At 36.9% G+C, this 20655-nt stretch carries 18 protein-coding genes; 15 read left to right on the top strand and 3 right to left on the bottom strand.

Translation table 11 applies throughout. The annotated features are described in order from the left end of the window. Positions 1-121: 121 nt before the first annotated feature. The gene (gene argG / locus BW951_RS13290; RefSeq protein WP_076393602.1) at positions 122-1309 is read right to left on the bottom strand and encodes an argininosuccinate synthase; all 1188 of its coding nucleotides are present in this window, start codon (positions 1307-1309) and stop codon (positions 122-124) included. Then, positions 1281-1877: a GNAT family N-acetyltransferase gene (locus tag BW951_RS13285; RefSeq protein WP_083477497.1), complete on the bottom strand. Its 597-nt coding sequence runs from the start codon at positions 1875-1877 to the stop codon at positions 1281-1283. Before BW951_RS13285 ends, argG begins: the two co-directional genes overlap by 29 nt. A gap of 160 nt (positions 1878-2037) precedes the next feature. On the opposite strand from BW951_RS13285, the gene BW951_RS13280 reads away from it, so the two are divergent. The 15 genes from BW951_RS13280 to nhaA all read left to right on the top strand — a co-directional run bounded on the left by BW951_RS13280 (position 2038) and on the right by nhaA (position 19638). After that, positions 2038-2454: an IS1/IS1595 family N-terminal zinc-binding domain-containing protein gene (locus BW951_RS13280; protein WP_076393600.1), complete on the top strand. Its 417-nt coding sequence runs from the start codon at positions 2038-2040 to the stop codon at positions 2452-2454. A gap of 191 nt (positions 2455-2645) precedes the next feature. Next, positions 2646-4025, top strand: coding sequence for a porin (locus BW951_RS13275; protein ID WP_076393598.1), 1380 nt, complete (start codon positions 2646-2648; stop codon positions 4023-4025). A 229-nt stretch (positions 4026-4254) separates the two neighbouring features. Beyond that, the gene (locus BW951_RS13270; protein ID WP_076393596.1) at positions 4255-5835 is read left to right on the top strand and encodes an MFS transporter; all 1581 of its coding nucleotides are present in this window, start codon (positions 4255-4257) and stop codon (positions 5833-5835) included. Between the two features lie 43 nt (positions 5836-5878). Continuing rightward, a complete protein-coding gene (locus BW951_RS13265) occupies positions 5879-6106 on the top strand; it encodes a DUF6814 family protein (protein WP_076393594.1) in 228 nt (75 codons plus the stop codon). Positions 6107-6184: 78 nt separating this feature from the next. Then, the gene (locus BW951_RS13260) at positions 6185-6379 is read left to right on the top strand and encodes a hypothetical protein (protein WP_076393592.1); all 195 of its coding nucleotides are present in this window, start codon (positions 6185-6187) and stop codon (positions 6377-6379) included. Further along, on the top strand, positions 6372-9083 hold the full coding sequence (locus BW951_RS13255; RefSeq protein WP_076393590.1) for an ATP-binding protein: 2712 nt from the start codon (positions 6372-6374) through the stop codon (positions 9081-9083). Before BW951_RS13260 ends, BW951_RS13255 begins: the two co-directional genes overlap by 8 nt. Positions 9084-9156: 73 nt before the next feature. Then, complete coding sequence (tnpA, locus tag BW951_RS13250; protein WP_076393588.1) at positions 9157-9594, top strand: IS200/IS605 family transposase; 438 nt, start codon at positions 9157-9159, stop codon at positions 9592-9594. Between the two features lie 138 nt (positions 9595-9732). Then, positions 9733-10092 carry a response regulator transcription factor gene (locus BW951_RS13245; protein ID WP_076393586.1) on the top strand — a complete coding sequence of 120 codons (360 nt, stop codon included), beginning with the start codon at positions 9733-9735 and terminating at the stop codon, positions 10090-10092. 108 nt (positions 10093-10200) lie between these two features. After that, positions 10201-12087, top strand: coding sequence for an AMP-binding protein (locus BW951_RS13240; RefSeq protein WP_076393584.1), 1887 nt, complete (start codon positions 10201-10203; stop codon positions 12085-12087). Between the two features lie 15 nt (positions 12088-12102). Further along, entirely contained in the window at positions 12103-12552 is a 450-nt protein-coding gene (locus tag BW951_RS13235; protein WP_175608818.1) for a GNAT family N-acetyltransferase, read from the top strand. An 84-nt stretch (positions 12553-12636) separates the two neighbouring features. Then, the gene (gene acs, locus BW951_RS13230) at positions 12637-14565 is read left to right on the top strand and encodes an acetate--CoA ligase (protein ID WP_228427545.1); all 1929 of its coding nucleotides are present in this window, start codon (positions 12637-12639) and stop codon (positions 14563-14565) included. A gap of 77 nt (positions 14566-14642) precedes the next feature. Then, on the top strand, positions 14643-15617 hold the full coding sequence (locus tag BW951_RS13225) for an XAC2610-related protein (RefSeq protein WP_076393578.1): 975 nt from the start codon (positions 14643-14645) through the stop codon (positions 15615-15617). A gap of 148 nt (positions 15618-15765) precedes the next feature. Next, entirely contained in the window at positions 15766-16131 is a 366-nt protein-coding gene (locus BW951_RS13220) for a hypothetical protein (RefSeq protein WP_076393576.1), read from the top strand. Between the two features lie 112 nt (positions 16132-16243). Further along, entirely contained in the window at positions 16244-18454 is a 2211-nt protein-coding gene (locus BW951_RS13215) for a RelA/SpoT family protein (protein ID WP_076393574.1), read from the top strand. Between the two features lie 2 nt (positions 18455-18456). Continuing rightward, positions 18457-19638, top strand: a complete 1182-nt coding sequence (gene nhaA, locus BW951_RS13210; protein ID WP_076393572.1) for a Na+/H+ antiporter NhaA — start codon at positions 18457-18459, stop codon at positions 19636-19638. Here nhaA and BW951_RS13205 read toward each other — a convergent pair. Next, positions 19635-20654 carry a YihY/virulence factor BrkB family protein gene (locus BW951_RS13205; protein ID WP_084196434.1) on the bottom strand — a complete coding sequence of 340 codons (1020 nt, stop codon included), beginning with the start codon at positions 20652-20654 and terminating at the stop codon, positions 19635-19637. The genes nhaA and BW951_RS13205 overlap by 4 nt on opposite strands. Between the last annotated feature and the right edge of the window lies 1 nt (position 20655).

Genomic DNA, 20655 nt, shown 5'->3' with positions numbered 1-20655 from the left:
TTCGACCTTCTCGCAGCCCGACTTGAGCGGAAATCCTTTTGTGAGGAGGAACGACGAATAAAAGATTGGGACCCTTCGACAAGCTCAGGATAAACTACAGGCGGATAAAGCTGTCCAAATTTTATTTATTAATCTGATGATATATATTTAAAGAATTGCTTACAATCTTTGTGTATCCTTTCACATCTTCGCCTGTCCATGCCCTGTTTGCTTCTCCGTAGCTTCCGAACTTGTCTGACATCAAATCGTGCTGAGATTCAATTCCATTCAAAATAAATCGGTAAGGATGAAGGGTTACAAATACTTTTCCGCTGACTGTTTTTTGAGAATCAACAAGAAAAGATTCGATATTCCTCATCACAGGATCTAAGAAAAGTGCTTCGTGAAGCCAGTTTCCGTACCAGTCGGTTAATTGGGACTTCATCATCTGCTGATATTTTGAAAGCGTATGTTTTTCTAATAAATGATGGGATTTGATAATCACTGAAGCCGCCGCTGCCTCGAAACCTACCCTTCCTTTAATTCCGACAATGGTATCTCCTACGTGAACATCACGACCGATTCCGTAAGCCGAAGCCAATTCTTCGATTTTCTGAATCGCGTAAACCGGATGTTCAAAACTTTCTCCGTTTACAGAGATAATTTCGCCATTTTTAAACTCAATTTCCAATTCAGAGGGTTGATTTTCTTTAATTTGTGACGGAAAAGCTTCTTCAGGAAGATAATTTCTTGAAGTCAGCGTTTCCTTTCCGCCAACTGAAGTTCCCCAAAGTCCTTTATTGACAGAATATTGCGCTTTCTGAAATTCCATTTCGTAGCCGTGACTTTTCAAAAATTCAATTTCCTCTTCACGGGAAAGAGCCATATCACGGATTGGCGTAATGATTTCCACATTCGGACACATTACCTGAAAAATAAGATCAAAACGAACCTGATCGTTTCCCGCTCCCGTACTTCCGTGCGCAATTGCATCTGCGCCGATTTCAATCGCATATTTTGCAATTTCCTGCGCCTGAATGGTACGCTCCGCACTTACAGACAGAGGATAGGTATTGTTTTTCAGAACATTACCGAAAATCAGATATTTTACACAAGAATTGTAATAATCTTCCTGAGCATCAACGCACCTGTATTCTTTTACCCCAAGATTCAGGGCTTTTTTCTCCAGTTCTTTTTCTTCATCTTTGGAAAAACCTCCGGTGTTTACAGTAACTGCATACACATCATATCCCAGTGTTTCGCTGAGATATTTGGCGCAGTAAGAGGTATCGAGACCTCCGCTAAATGCTAAAACTACTTTCTTGCTCATTATTGTATCTGTTTTCAGACTGATTATTTTCAGTGCTGTTTTTTGTATTATCGGGAACGAAAAGCATTGCTGTGCAAAGGCAGTTTTTCCGTTCTTTTTTCATTAAAATATCATAATTCACGCAGCTTTTGCAGCCGTTCCAGAATTCTTCATCCTGAGTAAGCTCAGAATAAATAACGGGTTTATATCCTAAATCGCTGTTGATCTTCATTACTGCTAAACCGGTAGTTAATCCGAAAATTTTAGCGTTTGGGTATTTTTTTCGGGATAAAGCGAATACTTTATCCTTGATTAAGGTTGCCACTCCCAAATGTCTGAATTCGGGAGAGACAATAAGCCCGGAATTGGCAACAAACTGTCCGTGAGACCATGTTTCTATATAACAGAAACCCACCCACTTTCCTTTATCGGTGGCGACTACAGCGTTTCCATCAGTAATTTTTTTACTGAGGTATTCTATGGAACGTTTGGCAATCCCCGTTCCTCTGCGCTGTGCAGAATCGTACATTTCCTGCTGTATTTCACTCACATACATCAGATGCATGGATGAGGAAATTTCTATTTCCATTTATTTATCTAAATTTTTTGGCAAATTTAAAATATAATTTCTTTTAAAACCAAATAAAAAAGATAATTTTATTGAATTAAATTAATATACAGGTAATTTTATCTTTACACGAAATTAATATTTTGCTAAATTATTATATATTTGCTAAAAAGATATAGTTATGGAAAATCGCTGTCCGAAATGCAACACAGACAAAGTGGTTAGAAGCGGAATTGTAAACAGCAAACAACGCTTTCTATGTAAAGATTGCAACTATTATTTCACGGTAAAAAAACTGGGGAAACAAATAGACGATTACTACGTAACCAAAGCTTTACAGCTCTATCTCGAGGGATTGAGTTTTCGTGAAATTGAAAGAATTATTGGCGTTTCTCATGTGACGATCAGTTCATGGATCAAGAAATACAATATTACACGACCACCGCATTCTGAGTTTCATCCGGTATATAAAATCCTAAAACAAAATGAACTGATTGACTACATGAGTAAAGAAGAAAATCTGAAGAATTCAGGATTAATTATCACTCAGTTTGCAGACAAATATATGCTCATCAAGTGGGAAAGATTTAAAAAATAACTACAAAATCAATTGTAAATAAATGAATTGAGAATTTAAAATCCTGCTCAATACCAATAAATACTAAACTCAAAACTTAGAACTTTAAGATATATCTATATACTTACCATTAATATATATTAAATTTCTTTAAATAAATTTTTAATTACAATTTGGCTTTCACAAAAAACAACGCCAAAAATTGATAATTTATGAAGAAATTAATCACTTTTATTGGATTGGCTCTAATCAGCAATTCTTTACACGCTCAAGGTTCGCCGGATTACGGAAGCGGATTAAAAATTAATCTCAATCAGCAGGGCAATAAATATGTCAGGTTCATTTTATGGGATCAGTTTTGGTTGAGGAACACGCAAATGAATCCGGGAAGTATGGTTGGCGGAGAACCCACAGACAATTCATGGAGTCTGGGAAACAGGAGATTACGTACTTTAGCGTACGCTCAGATTTCCAAAAGATATATGATCTTAGCGCATTTTGGGATTAACAATCAGACATTTATCAATGGAGGCGGTTCGGGAACTTCAGGAACAGGAGGTTATGGAAACGGTAAAAAACCACAGCTATTTTTTCATGATGCATGGAATGAATACGCTGTATTTCTACCCGGAGAAGCAGGAAAATTTACCTTGTCTTTAGGGGCGGGACTTCATTACTACATGGGACTTTCCCGAATGACGATGGCATCAACATTAAATTTCCTTACAGTTGATTCTCCTATTTTTACATGGCCATTAATCGATAATTCCGATCAGTTTGCGAGACAACTGGGAATGTTTGCGAAAGGCAAATACGGAAAACTGGAATACCGTTTCAGTTTAAACAAGCCTTTTGCAACGGATTTAACTCCGGTAAATGTTACCGATCCGGCTAAAGCGGTTGCCGTAGACAATAACGGAAATCCTAATTTTTCAAAAGCCGGATATGTAGAGTATCAGTTTTTAGATGAAGAATCCAATGTGCTGCCTTTTAAAGTGGGTTCTTATCTGGGAACCAAAAAAGTTTTTAATCTTGGCGCAGGCTTTTATCATCAAAAAGACGGAACCCGAACTTCTGTAAATTCCACTGTTGAAAAGCATGACATTACGCTTGTTGCTGTAGATGCTTTTGCAGATATTCCTTTGGGAAATGCTAAAAATAAAATGGCAGTTTCCGCGTATGCAGGCTATTACAATTATCAGTTTGGTCCGAATTACGTGAGAAATTTAGGAATTATGAACATTGCTGCTTCTGATCCGAATTTTACGGGAAGCAAAGCCATTGCAGGAGTAGGAAATCTGCAACCGACCATCGGAACAGGGAATATTATCTATGCACAAGCCGGATTGCTTTTACCAAGTCAGGCAGAAAAACCGAAAATCAGAATCCAGCCTTTCGCAGCGTATACTCACAAAAATTTTGAAGCGTTTGACAAATCTTCGTCACAGTTTGATGTGGGTGCAAACTGGTTCATAGACGGTCATCATGCGAAAATTACCACACAGTATTCAACAAGACCGGTTTATACGAGCCCTACGGAAAGTCCTTCTTCAAAAGGGGAATTCATTGTACAGTTCCAGATTTATTTATAAAAATATTAATCATTATTTTTTTACAATCGCAAAGTTTTTTTTAAACCTGAACGTTTTTAAGACGCAAGAAAATCAAAGATTTTCAGCAAGTCCCTTTTAAATTCTATCGAAGATAAAATCTTTGCGCCTTACAACATAAAGCATATAAAATTTTCCTTGCACCCTTGCGATAAAAAACAAAAACTATTAAGATCCAATCAATTTAAACTAACATCAAAAATTAAAGCATATGAGCGATAACAATGAAATAAGCTACGAGAATATGACGGATAAGCAAAAGAATCGTACGATCTGGAGCGTCATTACAGCATCATCTCTCGGAACACTGATTGAATGGTATGATTTCTACATTTTCGGAAGTCTTGCCGTTGTACTGGCTACAAAATTTTTTCCGGCAGATAATCCTACTGCAGCATTTTTATCTACATTAGCTACTTTTGCCGCAGGATTTGTCGTGAGACCTTTCGGAGCTCTGTTTTTCGGAAGATTAGGAGATCTTATCGGGAGAAAATACACCTTTTTGGTCACTTTACTGATTATGGGATTTTCTACATTCCTTATCGGATGTATTCCCAGTTATGAAACCATAGGATTTATGGCTCCTGTTTTGGTATTAATTTTAAGATTATTACAGGGATTGGCTTTAGGAGGAGAATATGGAGGAGCTGCGACCTATGTGGCAGAATATGCACAACCCGGAAGAAGAGGCTACTGGACTTCATGGATCCAGACTACCGCAACAGCCGGACTTTTCATTTCACTTATTGTAATTATGGTGACAAAAACCACTCTTTCCACTGAGGAATTTGACGGTTGGGGATGGAGGGTTCCGTTTTGGATTTCGATATTAATGGTGGGGGTTTCTTACATCATCAGAAAAAACATGAAAGAATCTCCGCTTTTTGCCAAAGCTAAAAGTGAAGGAAAGACTTCCAAAAATCCGTTAAAGGAAAGTTTCGGAAATAAACTGAACTTCAAATTTGTTCTTCTTGCCTTATTCGGGGCAGCCATGGGACAAGGGGTAATTTGGTATACAGGACAATTTTATGCCATGAGCTTCCTTCAGAAAGTGATGAATATTGAATCGATTCAGGTGGATTATTTAATGGCAACTGCTTTGTTTTTGGGAACTCCGTTTTTTGTTTTCTTCGGATGGCTTTCTGATAAAGTAGGAAGAAAAGCAATCATGATGACCGGAATGCTGATCGCGATTTTCGCATACAGACCGATTTATGACAATATGTTTAAAAGCGTTGATTTAAAATCCAAAACCGTTGCAGAAAGCGGTCTGGTTGAAAAAAGAACGTCAAAAATTCATGACAAAATTGCAACGGACAGTTTAATCACTTTTCATAAAGAAACGCTTTTCACGGACGGAACTTTGGCTAAAAAAGACAGCATTGTACACTGGTCTCCGACCGGACCTGTGATGAAAGACGGAAAAGCTGAAGAAGCAAAAGTAACTCAGTCGATAAAGATCAACGACAGCACAAAATGGTATCTTGTATTTTTAGTTTTCATTCAGGTGATTTTTGTAACGATGGTTTACGGTCCTATTGCGGCATTTTTAGTTGAAATGTTCCCGGTAAGAATCCGCTACACCTCGATGTCATTGCCTTATCATATCGGAAACGGGGTTTTCGGAGGACTGCTTCCGGCAGTTGCCACTTATCTCGTAACCACAGGAAAAGACGGAGGACATCCTGAATGGTATCTGGAAGGACTTTGGTATCCAATCGGCGTTGCCGGAGTCTGTCTTTTAGTCGGATTAATTTATCTAAAAAATAAGAACAATAATATTCACGATTAAGCCCAGAATCACTTAAAAATTTATTAATTTTAAAACTACTAAAATGAACGGACTAAAAAAAATATTAGGCGTACTCTGGATCGCCATTGCATTAGCTGTAGGATATTTCGGAATTACAGTAATGGGAATTCCAAAAATCACCTCAGGAAAACAGGAAGATCTGGTTTTCGGGATCATTATCCTTTGTGTACTGATGCCGATTATTTCCGGCGGAATGGCAATTTTTGGCTACTATGCACTGATCGGGGAATATTCTGACGATAAAGTTTAATCTATTGATGATGAATGATAATTGATTGATGATACAAAAATGTCAGATAATCAATTATCATTCATCTAATTATCATATATGAAAAAAAGACACGAACAAAAACTGATCATTCTGAGCATCGGACTTCTGATAGCCTTCAGCATTCCTGTTTCGTTGCTGTTCAACAGTGACCGGGAAGTTTTCGGTTACCCGATGATTCTGGTTTATATTTTCGCTGTCTGGATGGTTTCCATCATTATTTCTTTTGTAATCGTAAAAAAGTATGATGAGTAGTTTCGCTTTATTCACCGTAGTTTTGTTTTATCTGGCACTTTTGTTCTTAGTCGCTCATCTGGCGGAGAAGAAAAAGAGCAAGCTCTGGATCAACAATCCTTACATCTACGCACTTTCTCTCGCCGTGTACTGTACCGCATGGACGTACTACGGAAGCATTGGTGTGGCAGCGACAAGCGGACTTAATTATCTTCCGATTTATGTAGGACCGGTTATGGTAATTCCTGCATGGATCTACATCAACACGAGAATTGTACGTATTTCCAGGGTGAATAAAATCAGCAGTTTAGCCGATTTTATTTCTTTACGATATGGGAACAGCAGAAGTTTCAGCGCGATTATTACGGTGGTTTGTCTTTTGGCAATTGTTCCGTACATTGGTTTGCAGATCAAGGCTATTTCTGAAACCTTTCATCTTGTAACCAAAACAGCAATTTCTAAAAATATTTTAACGGATAACGCAACTTTCGTTGTTGTTTTAATTGCTTTATTTTCATCCTATTACGGAACACGTTACGTAGATGCTTCGGAAAAACGTTTGGGAATAATTTCCGCCATTGCACTGGAAAGTTTTCTTAAACTGTTCTTTATCATTATTTTAGGATTATTTGTTATTTACTTTGCATTTGACGGATTCTCTGATATTTTCCAAAAGGCAAGTCTTTTTAAAGATTTTAAAGAAAAAAATACATTCAACGGTATTGAAGGTGCGATGAACTGGATGGTGCTTTGCATGATTTCCGGAACAGCAATCTGTATTCTTCCAAGACAGTTTCATACCGCAATCGTAGAAAACCGACAGGAAAAACACATCAAAACAGCCATCTGGTTTTTTCCGCTTTATTTATTGATTTTTACGATCTTCATTTTTCCAATTGCATGGGCAGGAAGATTGATTTTTGACGGACAAAACGTCAATCCGGAGTTCTACTCTATCCTGATTCCTCAGTATTTTGACAATACTTTAATTACGGTTTTGGTTTTTCTGGGAGGATTAAGCTCATCTATTTCGATGATTATTATTTCCGCGATCACCTTATCCATCATGCTTTCCAATAACCTGATCATTCCTTACGGATTATTAGGAAAGTTCAAATCTGAAAACGAAGTTCAGAATACCAGAAATATCACCAACATCAGGAAATTCAGTATTTTTGCACTGATTATCATGGCTTTTGGTTTTTACAAATATTTTATTTTAAAAACTTCGCTGGATTCTGTCGGGCTTATTTCTTTCGTTGTCATTGCTCAATTGGCACCTGCTTTTTTCGGAGCTATTTTCTGGAGACGAGGGAGTTATAAAGGTGCTGTTATCGGTTTATTGGCAGGATTGGCAATCTGTTATTTCGGATTGATTATTCCGCAATATTATTTCTCTTACAATCAGGAATTTAAAGGTATTTTAAGAGATCTATACGATGTTTTTGACTTTTTCAAGATTTCCTTTTTAGGAAGAATTCCACAGATTTTCTTCTGGTCTCTTTTAGTGAATACTGCTTTATTTTCTATCATTTCGGTGAGCACCAAAGGCAATTACCGTGAAAGAAATTTCGCTGAATTGTATGTAGACATTGATAAGTACATTCAAAACCACGAAAATGCCTTTATCTGGCGCGGAACAGCCTACGTTTCGGACATTAAAAATATTCTGGAACGATTTTTAGGTAAAAACAAAACGGAACAGGCATTAAGAATTTTTAATTTAAAATATAATATTGATTCGCAGACGGAAACCGCCGATTCCAGATTCATTAAATTCTCCGAAAACCTTCTTGCGGGTAGAATCGGAACAGCTTCTGCCAAAATCCTTATCGAAGGGGTAACCAAAGAAGATAAAATTTCTTTAAAGGAAGTTTTAAACATTCTTGAAGAATCAAAAGAAACCATCACGCTTAATAAAAAGCTTACCGAACAATCGGAAGAGCTGCAAAAGTTATCCGATGATCTGAGAAATGCCAATGAAAACCTCATCATTAAAGACCGTCAGAAAGACGATTTTCTGGATTCTGTTGCCCATGAATTAAGAACTCCGATTACCGCCATCCGTTCCGCAGGAGAAATTTTAGCCGATGATGACGATATTCCTCTGGAAATTAAAAAGGAATTTTTAAACAACATCATCACAGAATCCGACAGGCTGAGTGAAATCATCAACGACATTCTGTATCTGGACAAATTGCAGCATGGTGAAATCGTACTGCACATTCAGGAAAATAACATTCTTGAAACGTACAAAAAAGCAGTCAACCCTCTTATGCATCTTATTCAGCAGAAAAATATTCATCTGAGTGAAGTTAATCTTCTCAATCAGTTTTTATTTAAATATGATGAAGCAAGAATGATTCAGCTTTTTCAGAATATTTTAGGAAATGCTTTGAAATTTACGGATGAACAGGGAACTATTCAGACCAAATTATCAGAAACAGAAGATGGGTTAATCATTAAAATTTTCAATACCGGAAAACATATTCCCGAAGAGGATCTGGAAATGATTTTCGATAAATTTTACCAGTCGAAAAATCAAAACATTTTGAAACCTACAGGAAGCGGACTGGGACTGGCTATTTCAAAAAAAATCACAGAAGCACAGGGCGGAACCATAAAAGCAGAAAACAGCGGATTGGGCGTGACTTTTACAATCGCTCTGCCAAAAGAACAAGAAGGAGGAGAACCCGAAGGGTTCAATTTAAATAGCCTTAGGTAAAACCTATGGAAACAGATGAATAACATTATACCGGAACCCGAAGGGTTCAATAATAAAAAACACAAATGAAAAAATGGGAACGTATCGACAAATATTTTATCATATTGTTTTCGGAACAAGGCATCGGGAACAAACAATTAATGAAGAAAATGAATCAGAGCTATACAAATATATTTGGGGAATTTTAAAAAATAAAAAGTGTAAATTATATAGAATTAACGGAATGCCGGATCATATTCATATTTTTTGTGACCTGCACCCAAATATCAACCTCAGTAATCTTGTAAAAGATATAAAAGTTGCAACCAATTTATGGATGAAAGAATCGGGGTTATTTCCTGAATTCTCAGGATGGCAGGAAGGATACGGAGCATTTACCTATTCATTAAAGGATAAACAAACAATTATAAATTTTATAAAAAATCAAAAAAATCACCATAAAACAGAGACTTTTGATGACGAATTTAGAAAGCTTTTAACAGAACATGGAATCGAGCCGGAATTAAATTAATAAAATTCAACCCTTAAGGGTTGATTTGATGCGAATCATTATTCCATAGGTTTCACCTACGGCTATTTAAATTGAACCCTTCGGGTTCCCCAAAAGAAACAAAAAAACAATGCAGTCGAACAAAAAGATAACCACAATATGAAGAAGATAATCATTGCCGACGACGAGCACAAAATATTAATGTCGCTGGAATACAGCTTTAAGAAAAACGGATACGATGTATTTATTGCAAGAGACGGAACAGAAGTTCTGGAATTTCTGAAAACAATGACTCCCGATGTCATTTTACTGGATATTATGATGCCAAATCTCGATGGATACAGTACTCTGGAACTAATAAAACAGGATGAGAAACTGAAAGATACAAAAGTAATTTTCCTGAGTGCCAAAAACAATCCGAAAGACATTGAAAAAGGTCTGGAAATGGCAGCCGATGCTTACGTTACAAAGCCTTATTCAATCAAAAAACTCATGCAGCAAATAGAAGAAATGTTTTGATACATTTTACAAACCGTCATTGCGAACGAAGTGAAGCAATCTCAACAAAATATTAAAAGATTGCTTCGTCACTACGCTCCTCGCAATGACAAAAACACAAAAACTAATATGAATACAGATATTTTATTTAAGCAAAGCATAGAAGACAAAGAGAATTTCTGGAAAGAGCAGGCTCAGGAAATCAGTTGGTTTGAATTCCCGAAAACCATTACTTCTATTGACGAAAACCACTACAATCAGTGGTTTCCGGACGGAAAACTCAACATCTGCTATTTATGTATTGATAAACATATTGAAGATGGTTTTGGAGATAAGATTGCGGTTATTTACGATTCTCCGGTAACGAACCAAAAGAAAACCTATACCTTCAATGAAGCCAAAAAGGAAATTTCAAAATTGGCGGGAGGTTTGATTTCTTTAGGTCTGAAAAAAGGTGATACCGCCGTTATTTATATGCCGATGATTCCGCAGACTTTGTTCTCCATGCTTGCGTGCGCAAGAATCGGAGTCATTCATAATGTGGTTTTCGGAGGGTTTGCGCCGCATGAACTGGTGGTGAGAATCGACGACTGCAAACCAAAAGCATTAATTACGGCAACCGCAGGAGTCGAAATCGCAAAGAGAATCCCTTATTTGCCTTTGGTAGAAAAAGCGATCGAACTGGCACAAGATAAGGTAGATCACATCATTGTATACAACAGGAAATTGGTTGATAATCAACATGAAATGTTTGATGGGTTAATTGATTACGAAGAATTGGTACAGAACTCAGAACCTGCGGATTGCGTTTCGGTGGAATCCACTCACCCACTCTATTTACTGTATACTTCCGGAACAACCGGAAAACCAAAAGGTGTTGCAAGAGATACAGGAGGTTACGCCACCGCGTTGAAATTTTCGATGAAATACATCTATGGAATCGAACCGGGAGAAACTTTTTGGGCAGCTTCCGATTTCGGATGGGCAGTTGGTCACAGTTATACCGTTTACGGTCCTTTAATCAACAGAAATTCAACGATTATTTTTGAAGGAAAACCTATTATGACGCCCGATGCGGGAACATTCTGGAGAATTATTTCCGAATATAAAGTAGCAGCCATGTTTACCGCTCCTACTGCAATCAGAGCCATCAAAAAAGAAGATCCGAACGGAGAATTGGTGAAAAAATATGATTTAAGCCACTTCAGAAAGCAGTTTTTAGCAGGAGAAAGATGTGATGTTGCCACTCTGGACTGGTTTGCAGAACACATCGGCGTTCCGGCAATCGATCACTGGTGGCAGACCGAATCCGGTTCTCCAATGCTGGGTTTAATGACTTTTAATGAAGACTACAAAATAAAAAGAGCTTCCGCAGGAAAACCAATTCCCGGCTATGATATTAAAATTTTCGATGAAAACGGCTATGAACTGGATGCGCATCATGAAGGTTATTTAGTTATAAAATTACCGCTTCCTCCCGGAGCTTTGCTGGGAATCTGGAAAGATTATGACCGTTTTGAGAAAAGCTATCTCTCGCAGTACAAAGGCTATTATTTTTCCGGAGACGGAGCCATAAAAGATGAGGACGGCTATATTTTCATCACAGGAAGAGTGGATGATGTAATTAATGTTGCAGGACACCGCCTTTCCACTTCCGAAATGGAAGAAATTGTTTCCTCTCATCCCGATGTTGCAGAATGCGCCGTAGTCGGAATTGATGATGAACTGAAAGGGCAGATTCCTTTTGCAACAATCGTCTTGAAAAATGGCTCTTCTAGTTCTGAGGAAAATGTAGAAAAAGACATCGTAAAAACAGTCCGCGAAAAAATAGGCGCCGTTGCCTGTCTTAAAAATGTGATGGTTGTAAAACGCTTACCTAAAACCCGTTCAGGAAAAATTTTAAGAAAGCTGATCCGAACTTTACTGGACGGAAAAGAATTCCAGATTCCGTCGACGATTGATGATGAAAAGATCATTGAAGAAATTCAGGAGAAAATTGAAGAATACGGAGCATAAATTGAAATCAAAATGTTGAAAATAATAAAAGCAAATCCTGATGATGATAAGATTTTAACCGAAATAACCAAAAAATCAAAAGCACATTGGGGATATTCGGATGAACAAATTGAAAAATGGTCGCAAGATTTAACGATAACTAAAGATTATATCAAAAAAAGTAAGGTTTATAAATTATCATTAAATAATACAATTATTGCTTACTATTCTTATCTTAACATTAATAAGAATACTGTTAAACTTGACAATTTATTCGTTGTTCCTGAAGAAATGAGAAAAGGTTACGGAAAAACGCTTATGAACGATCTCATCAATAAAACTAAGAAAGAAAAAACAGCAAAGATAATTTTGGAAGCTGATCCTAATGCAGAGAAATTTTATGAAGGTTTCGGATTTCTAAAAATCAACCAGATTGAAACATCAATAAAAAATCGGTTTTTACCTGTAATGGAACTAAAATTATAGATCAAATTATTCATGATTTAGGCTTATATAAAAAAAGAAAAAACTCCGCACACTGTGTGTTAAGACAATAATTTAAATAATAAAATAAATTTTAAAAAGAAAAATATGAGAAACTATCAGATAGAAAACTTACCGCAATATTTTGAAGAGTATAAAAAATCGATCAAAAATCCTAAAAAATTCTGGGATAAAATTGCAGATGAAAATTTCGTGTGGTATCAGAGATGGAGCAAGGTTGTGAAATACGATATGAATGAAGCCAAAATTTCGTGGTTTAAAAATGCTAAATTAAATATTACCAAAAACTGCATCGACAGACATTTAGCGGTAAGAGGCGATAAAACGGCAATCATCTGGGAACCCAACGATCCGAAAGAAGAAGCACAGCATATTTCTTACAACGAACTCTACAAAAGAGTCAACAAAACCGCCAATGTTCTTCGTGAAATGGGGATCGAAAAAGGCGACAGAGTCTGTATTTACCTTCCGATGATCCCTGAATTAGCCATCACAATGCTGGCTTGTGCAAAACTGGGAGCAGTTCATTCCGTTATTTTTGCAGGATTTTCGGCTTCAGCTGTTTCTTCAAGAGTAAATGACTGTGGTGCAAAAATGGTCATCACTTCAGACGGAAGCTACAGAGGAAACAAAGTTTTGGATCTGAAAAGCATTGTAGACGAAGCTCTGGAAAAAACGCCAAGTGTAGAAAAAGTTTTGGTGGTAAAAAGAACCAACAATGAAGTAAAAATGAAGGAGCACAGAGATTTCTGGATGGAAGATCTTTACGAAAACGCCTCTCCGGATTTCGTTACCGTAATTATGGATGCAGAAGATCCGCTGTTCATTCTGTACACTTCCGGTTCTACGGGAAAACCTAAAGGAATGCTTCATACCTGCGCCGGATATATGGTGTACACCGCGTATACTTTTAAAAATGTATTCAATTATAAAGAAAATGATATTTACTGGTGTACCGCAGATATAGGCTGGATTACAGGACATTCCTACATCCTTTACGGACCGCTTTTAAATGGTGCAACCACCGTTATTTTTGAAGGCGTTCCTACATATCCTGAACTGGACAGATTCTGGGAAGTGATTGAAAAACATAAAATTACACAGTTTTACACAGCTCCGACTGCAATCCGTTCTCTGGCTAAAGAAAGTTCAGAATGGGTAGACAAACACGATTTAAGCTCGTTAAAAGTGATCGGTTCTGTTGGAGAACCTATTAACGATGAAGCTTGGCATTGGTTCAATGATCATGTGGGCAACAAGAAATGTCCGATTGTTGATACTTGGTGGCAGACAGAAACCGGAGGAATTATGATCTCTCCTCTCCCTTTCGTTACCCCTACAAAACCAACGTACGCTACTCTTCCTTTACCGGGAATTCAGCCTGTTCTAATGGATGATAAACGCAACGAAATTACCGGAAATCAGGTGACGGGAAATCTCTGCATTCGTTTTCCATGGCCGGGAATTGCCAGAACGATCTGGGGAGACCATCAAAGATACAAGGAAACCTATTTTACCGCTTTTCCGGGGAAATATTTCACGGGAGACGGAGCTTTGAGAGATGAAGTCGGCTATTACAGAATTACTGGCCGTGTAGACGATGTAATTATTGTTTCCGGACACAATTTAGGAACAGCGCCAATTGAAGACAGCATCAATGAACATCCTGCTGTAGCGGAATCTGCAATCGTAGGTTATCCTCACGACATCAAAGGAAATGCGCTGTACGGTTTCGTGATCCTGAAAGAATCCGGTGAAAGCAGAGACAAGGACAATCTGAAAAAAGAAATTAATCAGTTGATTTCAGACCAGATCGGTCCGATTGCGAAGCTTGATAAAATACAGTTTGTTTCAGGACTTCCAAAAACGCGTTCCGGAAAGATTATGCGTAGAATCCTGAGAAAAATTGCAGAAGGAGATTTCAGCAACTTCGGAGACATCACTACCCTTTTGAATCCTGAAATTGTTGAAGAAATCAAGAACGAAAGAATTTAATATTTTTCACTGAAACCTATATATAACCTCGCAGAAATGTGAGGTTTTTTTGTTATTTTTAAATTCAATTAATTATCATGAAAAAGCTTATTCTTCTGCCATTTTCAACTGTTTTTCTGAACGCTCAAAATTATAAAATATCAGATTTTTCTAAAGATTACTACGCAACAGTTACTAAAAACTCAAGAGACAAAACATCACAGATCCTCAAAGTTTTTAGTTTAAAAAACAAAAAACCGCTTATCACGCAAACGGTAAATTTAAGCGAGTATGATTTTAAAAATACCCAATCCAATATTGCAGAAATCCCATATGGTCATTATAGCATTATTATCTATGATGATTTTAATTTTGACGGTAAAAAAGACATTGCGATAAAATATGGTAATGAAAGCTGCTACGGCGGTCCGTCGTTCGTGGTTTATCTTTATGAAAATAACACATTTGTTGAAAATGCAGATTTTTCAGATTTAGCCCAAAACTATTGTGGCTTTTTTGATGTCGATAAAGCTAAAAAGCAGATTCATGTGATGACTAAGTCTGGCTGCTGTTGGCATCAATATTCTGATTTCATTATAAAAAATGGCTCACCTTTTCTTCTGAAACAATCTGAAGAACAGCTCGATGCTTCCGGTCTTTATTTTGAAACAGAAGTTAAAGAATGGAAAAACAGATACATCACGTATAAATACAAAACCATTGATACTGATATTGTAAGTAAATACATTCTTCTCTCCTACACGCTGGAAAATAACAAAAAAATGTACCTCATTAAAACTGAAACAAACCATCTGTATTATTTTTTCACCAAAAAAAACGGAGATATTGAACTTCTTTACCGTGATGTATTTTTCTATTCAAAAAAAGAAAATTCGCTTTCTTTTGAAAGTGGCGATATACGCTATACCATTTTTAATGATAAAATCGAGGTTATGGTCAACAAAGCAAAAACAATCATCCATGCAAAAACCGAAACAAGAAAAAATAACATCTCAGATATATATCATGCTTTTAAAAATGAAAATATTGAAAATCTGGAAATTATCAATTAGTAAAAATCAAACATCTGTTCAATAGAAGATTTCAAAGAAAAGGCAAAACTTTATAGATTTTATATTAATACAACCATTTAATTGTTATTTTCTTAAAATACATGAATTATTTTCACTAAATTTATATTCAACTTAAAAACTATTGCTTATGTCAAATATATTAGCTGGATTATTTGGACATCACAGCGATTATAAAAAAATAGAAGCAGACCTTGAAAACTCAGGTTTCACAGATTCAGAATATATTGTCTATCTTCATGATGATGAGCTACATTCCCAGTATCTGGTAAGTGTAGCCGTAAAAGACCACCATCAGACGGATAATGCTTCCTCTATTTTCAGCCGGAATAATGTGCTAAAAACCTATCTTTTTGAAAACATAGAAATTGAGCAGGCAAATTATATGAACATCAAAAAGTTTATCGATGCCAGAAATAAAGCGGAAATCCACGACAGTCCGGATATAAGAATAAAAACCTCTACTGCCGGAATGGACTCTGAAGTAAAATTTTAACCATTCAAGATAAAAATTAATAACCGAAATCCGCAGAGCGTTCTGCGGATCTTTTAATGCTGAAAACTGCAAAAAATTTCGTATTTTCGTGTAAATATAGGCTTTTACACAAATGAGTTACGACTTAGAACAGGAAAACAAGGAGATCCTTGCAAGGTATAAGGATCTGATTTCGAATACATACAGAACTTTAGATGAGGAAAATAACAAGCTCATCCGAAAGGCATTCGATATAGCGCTCGATGCGCACAAAGATCAGCGAAGAAAATCTGGTGAACCCTACATTTACCATCCTATTGCTGTTGCCAAAATTGTAGCAACGGAAATCGGTTTGGGAGCCACTTCCATTGCCTGCGCCTTATTGCATGATGTAATTGAAGACTCCGACTACACCTACGAAGACCTGAAGAAAATTTTTGGGGAGAAAATAGCCAATATCGTGAACGGACTCACGAAAATCTCCATCATGAATCATCAGAATATTTCGGTGCAGTCTGAGAATTACAGAAAGCTTCTGTTGACGCTGTCTGAAGATTTCAGGGTGATTCTTATTAAGATTGCAGACCGTCTTCACAATATGCGTACTCTGGAAAGCATGGCTCCGGACAAGCAGAAGAAAATTGCTTCCGAAACCGTTTATATTTACGCTCCGATGGCGCATCGTCTCGGATTATACAACATCAAATCTGAGCTTGAAGACCTTTCTTTAAAGTATAACAATCCGGATGTTTACAAAGAAATTACCGAGAAATTAGAACTTGCCAAAGAAAGCCGCGAAAGATATATTGAGGAATTTAAAAAAGAAGTTTCTGAGAAATTAAATGAAGAAGGATTAAATTTCAAAATTAAAGGACGCGCGAAAGCCATTTCTTCGATTTACAGGAAAATGCTGAAACAAGGCGTTTCCTTTGAAGAGGTTTTCGACAATTACGCCATCAGAATCATTTATAAATCGGATGCCAAAAACGAAAAATTCCTGGCTTGGAAAATTTACTCCATTGTAACGGATGTTTATCACAGTAATCCATCCAGAATGCGGGACTGGATCACTCAGCCGCGTTCTACAGGATACGAAAGTTTGCATTTAACGGTTCTTGGTCCTGATAAAAAATGGATTGAAGTACAGATCCGTTCCGAAAGAATGGACGAAATTGCTGAAAAAGGCGTTGCAGCACATTACAAATACAAAGAAGGCTATAAACAAAGCTCCGAAGACCGGAATTTTGAAAACTGGGTAACCGAAATCCGCGAGGTTCTGGAACAGCAGCAGGATCTTTCCACTTCGGAATTACTGGATAATATTAAGCTGAATTTATATTCAAAGGAAGTTTTTGTGTTTACGCCAAAAGGTGAGATTAAAATTTTACCGACCAATGCAACCGCTCTGGATTTTGCCTTTTCCGTTCACTCCGATCTGGGAATGAAATGTTTAGGTGCGAAAATCAACGGCAAACTGGTTCCGATTTCGTATGTTTTGCAAAATGGGGATCAGATCGATATTTTATCCTCCCAAAATCAGAAACCAAAATCCGACTGGCTTGAATTTGTTGTTACTTCAAAAGCTAAATCCAAGATCAAGAGTTATTTAAACTCACAAAAAAATCAACTGGTTGAAGACGGAAAAGAAATTCTGCAGCGAAAACTGCGTCATGCGAAAATTAATTTTAATGATGAGGAAATTAATAAGCTTCAAAAATTCTTTAACCTTAAAAGTTCACAGGAATTATTTTTAAAATTCCAAAGCAACGAACTGGATGCAAGCAGTTTAAGAAAATATATTGAAAGTAAAAACGTATTCAACAACCTGCTTTCAAGATTCAGAAAATCGCCTGCGAAAAATACAACTTATGTAGAGCCGAAAGAGCAGAATCTCGACATGATTGTCTTTGGAAAAGATGAAGAAAAACTGAATTACAGCTATGCAAAATGCTGTACGGTAATTCCGGGAGACAAAATTTTCGGATTCATCACGATTTCAGACGGAATCAAAGTACACAGCGATAATTGTCCGAACGCGATCAACCTTCGCGCACAGTACGATTACAGGGTAATTCCTGCGAAATGGGTGAATGCGGAAAGCTTCAAAAACAGAGTAAAAATAGAAATTGAGGGACTCGACAGAATGGGAATGATCAATGACATCACCACCGTCATCAGTGGCGCAATGGGAATGGATATGAAAAGTATGTCCATCGAATCCAACGACGGGATTTTTACCGGAACGATCATTCTGGAGGTAAAAAATAAAAGCCAGCTCGAGCAGACCTTCACCAAACTGAATGATATTAACGGCGTCTCCAGAGTGAGACGACTACAATCTTAGATATGAATTTAACGGTATATTTTAAAAAATTTTTCGAAAGCAGTCAGGCTTCAGGAATTATCCTGATTTTCTGTGTTTTAGTTTCCTTACTTATTGCCAATTCCTCTTTTGCGGAAAGCTTTCAGCACTTTTTGGACAGAGAAGCAGGAACAGAAATTTTTCATCTGAAATATCCCGTTAGTATCTGGATTAACGACGGTTTGATGGCGATTTTCTTCCTTTTGGTAGGATTGGAGATTAAAAGAGAAATGGTGGAAGGTGAACTTTCTTCATTTAAAAATGCTTCTCTGCCGATATTTGCGGCAATCGGCGGTATGCTTGTTCCGGCAATTATTTATAGTTTTTTTAATTTCGGAACTTCATACGGAAACGGTTGGGGAATTCCGATGGCAACAGATATTGCTTTTTCACTGGCAATTATTTCCATGCTGGGAAAAAGAATTCCGAATTCCATTAAAATTTTCCTTGCTGCTTTGGCAATTGTGGATGATCTGGGAGCTATCCTGGTCATCGCAATATTTTATACAGAACAGATCCATTGGATGTATTTATTTCTATCTTTAGGAATTACTGCTTTATTATTTTTATTGAATTTCCTAAAAGTTACCCGAATTATCTTCTATCTGATTCCCGGATTATTTTTGTGGTATTTCCTTCATCATTCGGGAATTCATGCTACCATTGCGGGGGTTTTACTGGCATTTACCATTCCTACCAATGTTTCAACCGTTGAGATTTCTCCGTTGGAAAAACTCGAACATCAGCTTCATTTTCCGGTAAGTTTTCTCATTATGCCTGTTTTTGCTTTAACCAATACCAACATCACTTTCAATAACGAAATGATCGGAGGTCTTACAAGCACCTTAGGTTTGGGAATTATTATCGGATTAGTTGCCGGAAAATTAATAGGAATCAATCTTTTTTCCTTAATAGCCATAAAACTGAAACTCAGCTCTCTTCCTCAAAACAGCACATGGATGCACATGATTGGCGTAGGATTGCTTGCCGGAATTGGTTTTACGATGTCTATTTTCATCGCACTATTGTCCTTCAAGGATGAAATTCCGATTCAGGATGAGGCTAAATTTGCCATTTTAATTGCTTCTTTTATAGCAGCGGTTTCAGGTTTTTTAATTTTGAAAATAAGCTCTAAAAATGATATTATTGAAGACGAGGAAAATTAATTTTCTTCGTTTTTTTTATCGTTAAATTTCCACTTATGATTTTCATCGCCTTCTAAATCCGGCTCAGAATTTTTTGCGTGATAGCCTTTTGCTTCTTTCTTCAGTTCATCGGAAAGCAGTTTTTCAATTCTCACTTTTCTTAGTGCCATGTTTAATTCGTTGCCAAAAAGCAGAAGATATACATTTACATTTACCCAGACCATCAGAAGAATCATACTTCCGATAGAGCCGTAAAGAACGTTGTAACGGGCGATATTCTTCACATAAAGCGCGAATCCGTACGTGGTTACCACAAACAGAACCGTGGTTAAAATAGCTCCCGGAACCGCCTGTCTGAATCTTGCAATTCTTACCGTTCCCAACCAGTAAAATAGAGTAAGCAGAATAAAATAAAAGATGGGAAACGATACAAATCCGATGATTTTTGAAAGGTTATCCACCAGCCACGAAATATCCTGAACCGGCGTAAAAAGTTTAAGAACAAACTCTGAATAATAAACTCCGAAAAGCGCTAAAAACACAATCGTAATAAACCCGATGGTGATGAAAAAAGACAGAATAAATTCTTTAACGTCCGACATTTTTTCATCCGTATTCTCGTTAAATCCATTAATAAGCGAAAACGTTCCGTTCGTTGCAAAAACCAAAGCAAAAACAATGGTTAAATTACTGATTCCCTTCATATTGGGAACAATACTCGTTTCTATATAATTTCGTACGTCACCTTCTATATTGGACGGGAATACATTGTGAAGCAACACTTCAAAAATATAGAACTGAAGCTTATCGTAGTGCGGCATATACGGCAAAACGGAAAGCAGGAACAGAATAAACGGAAAAAGACTGATGGTGAAACTCCAGGAAATAGCCGCAGCTTTTCTTCCGATTTTATCTTTAAAAATACCGCTGATGTAGATCTGAAACATCTGCCAAAGCGATATTCCCAAAAAAGGAATATGTATATCGTCAAAAAATTCTTGAATTTTCAAGATGAATTTAGGAGTTTTGATGCCCATT

This window comes from Chryseobacterium gambrini (genome assembly GCF_900156825.1).
GTDB lineage: Bacteria > Bacteroidota > Bacteroidia > Flavobacteriales > Weeksellaceae > Chryseobacterium > Chryseobacterium gambrini.
Note: the sequence above shows the minus strand (reverse complement) of the source record. Positions and strands in the feature narration are given on the sequence as shown.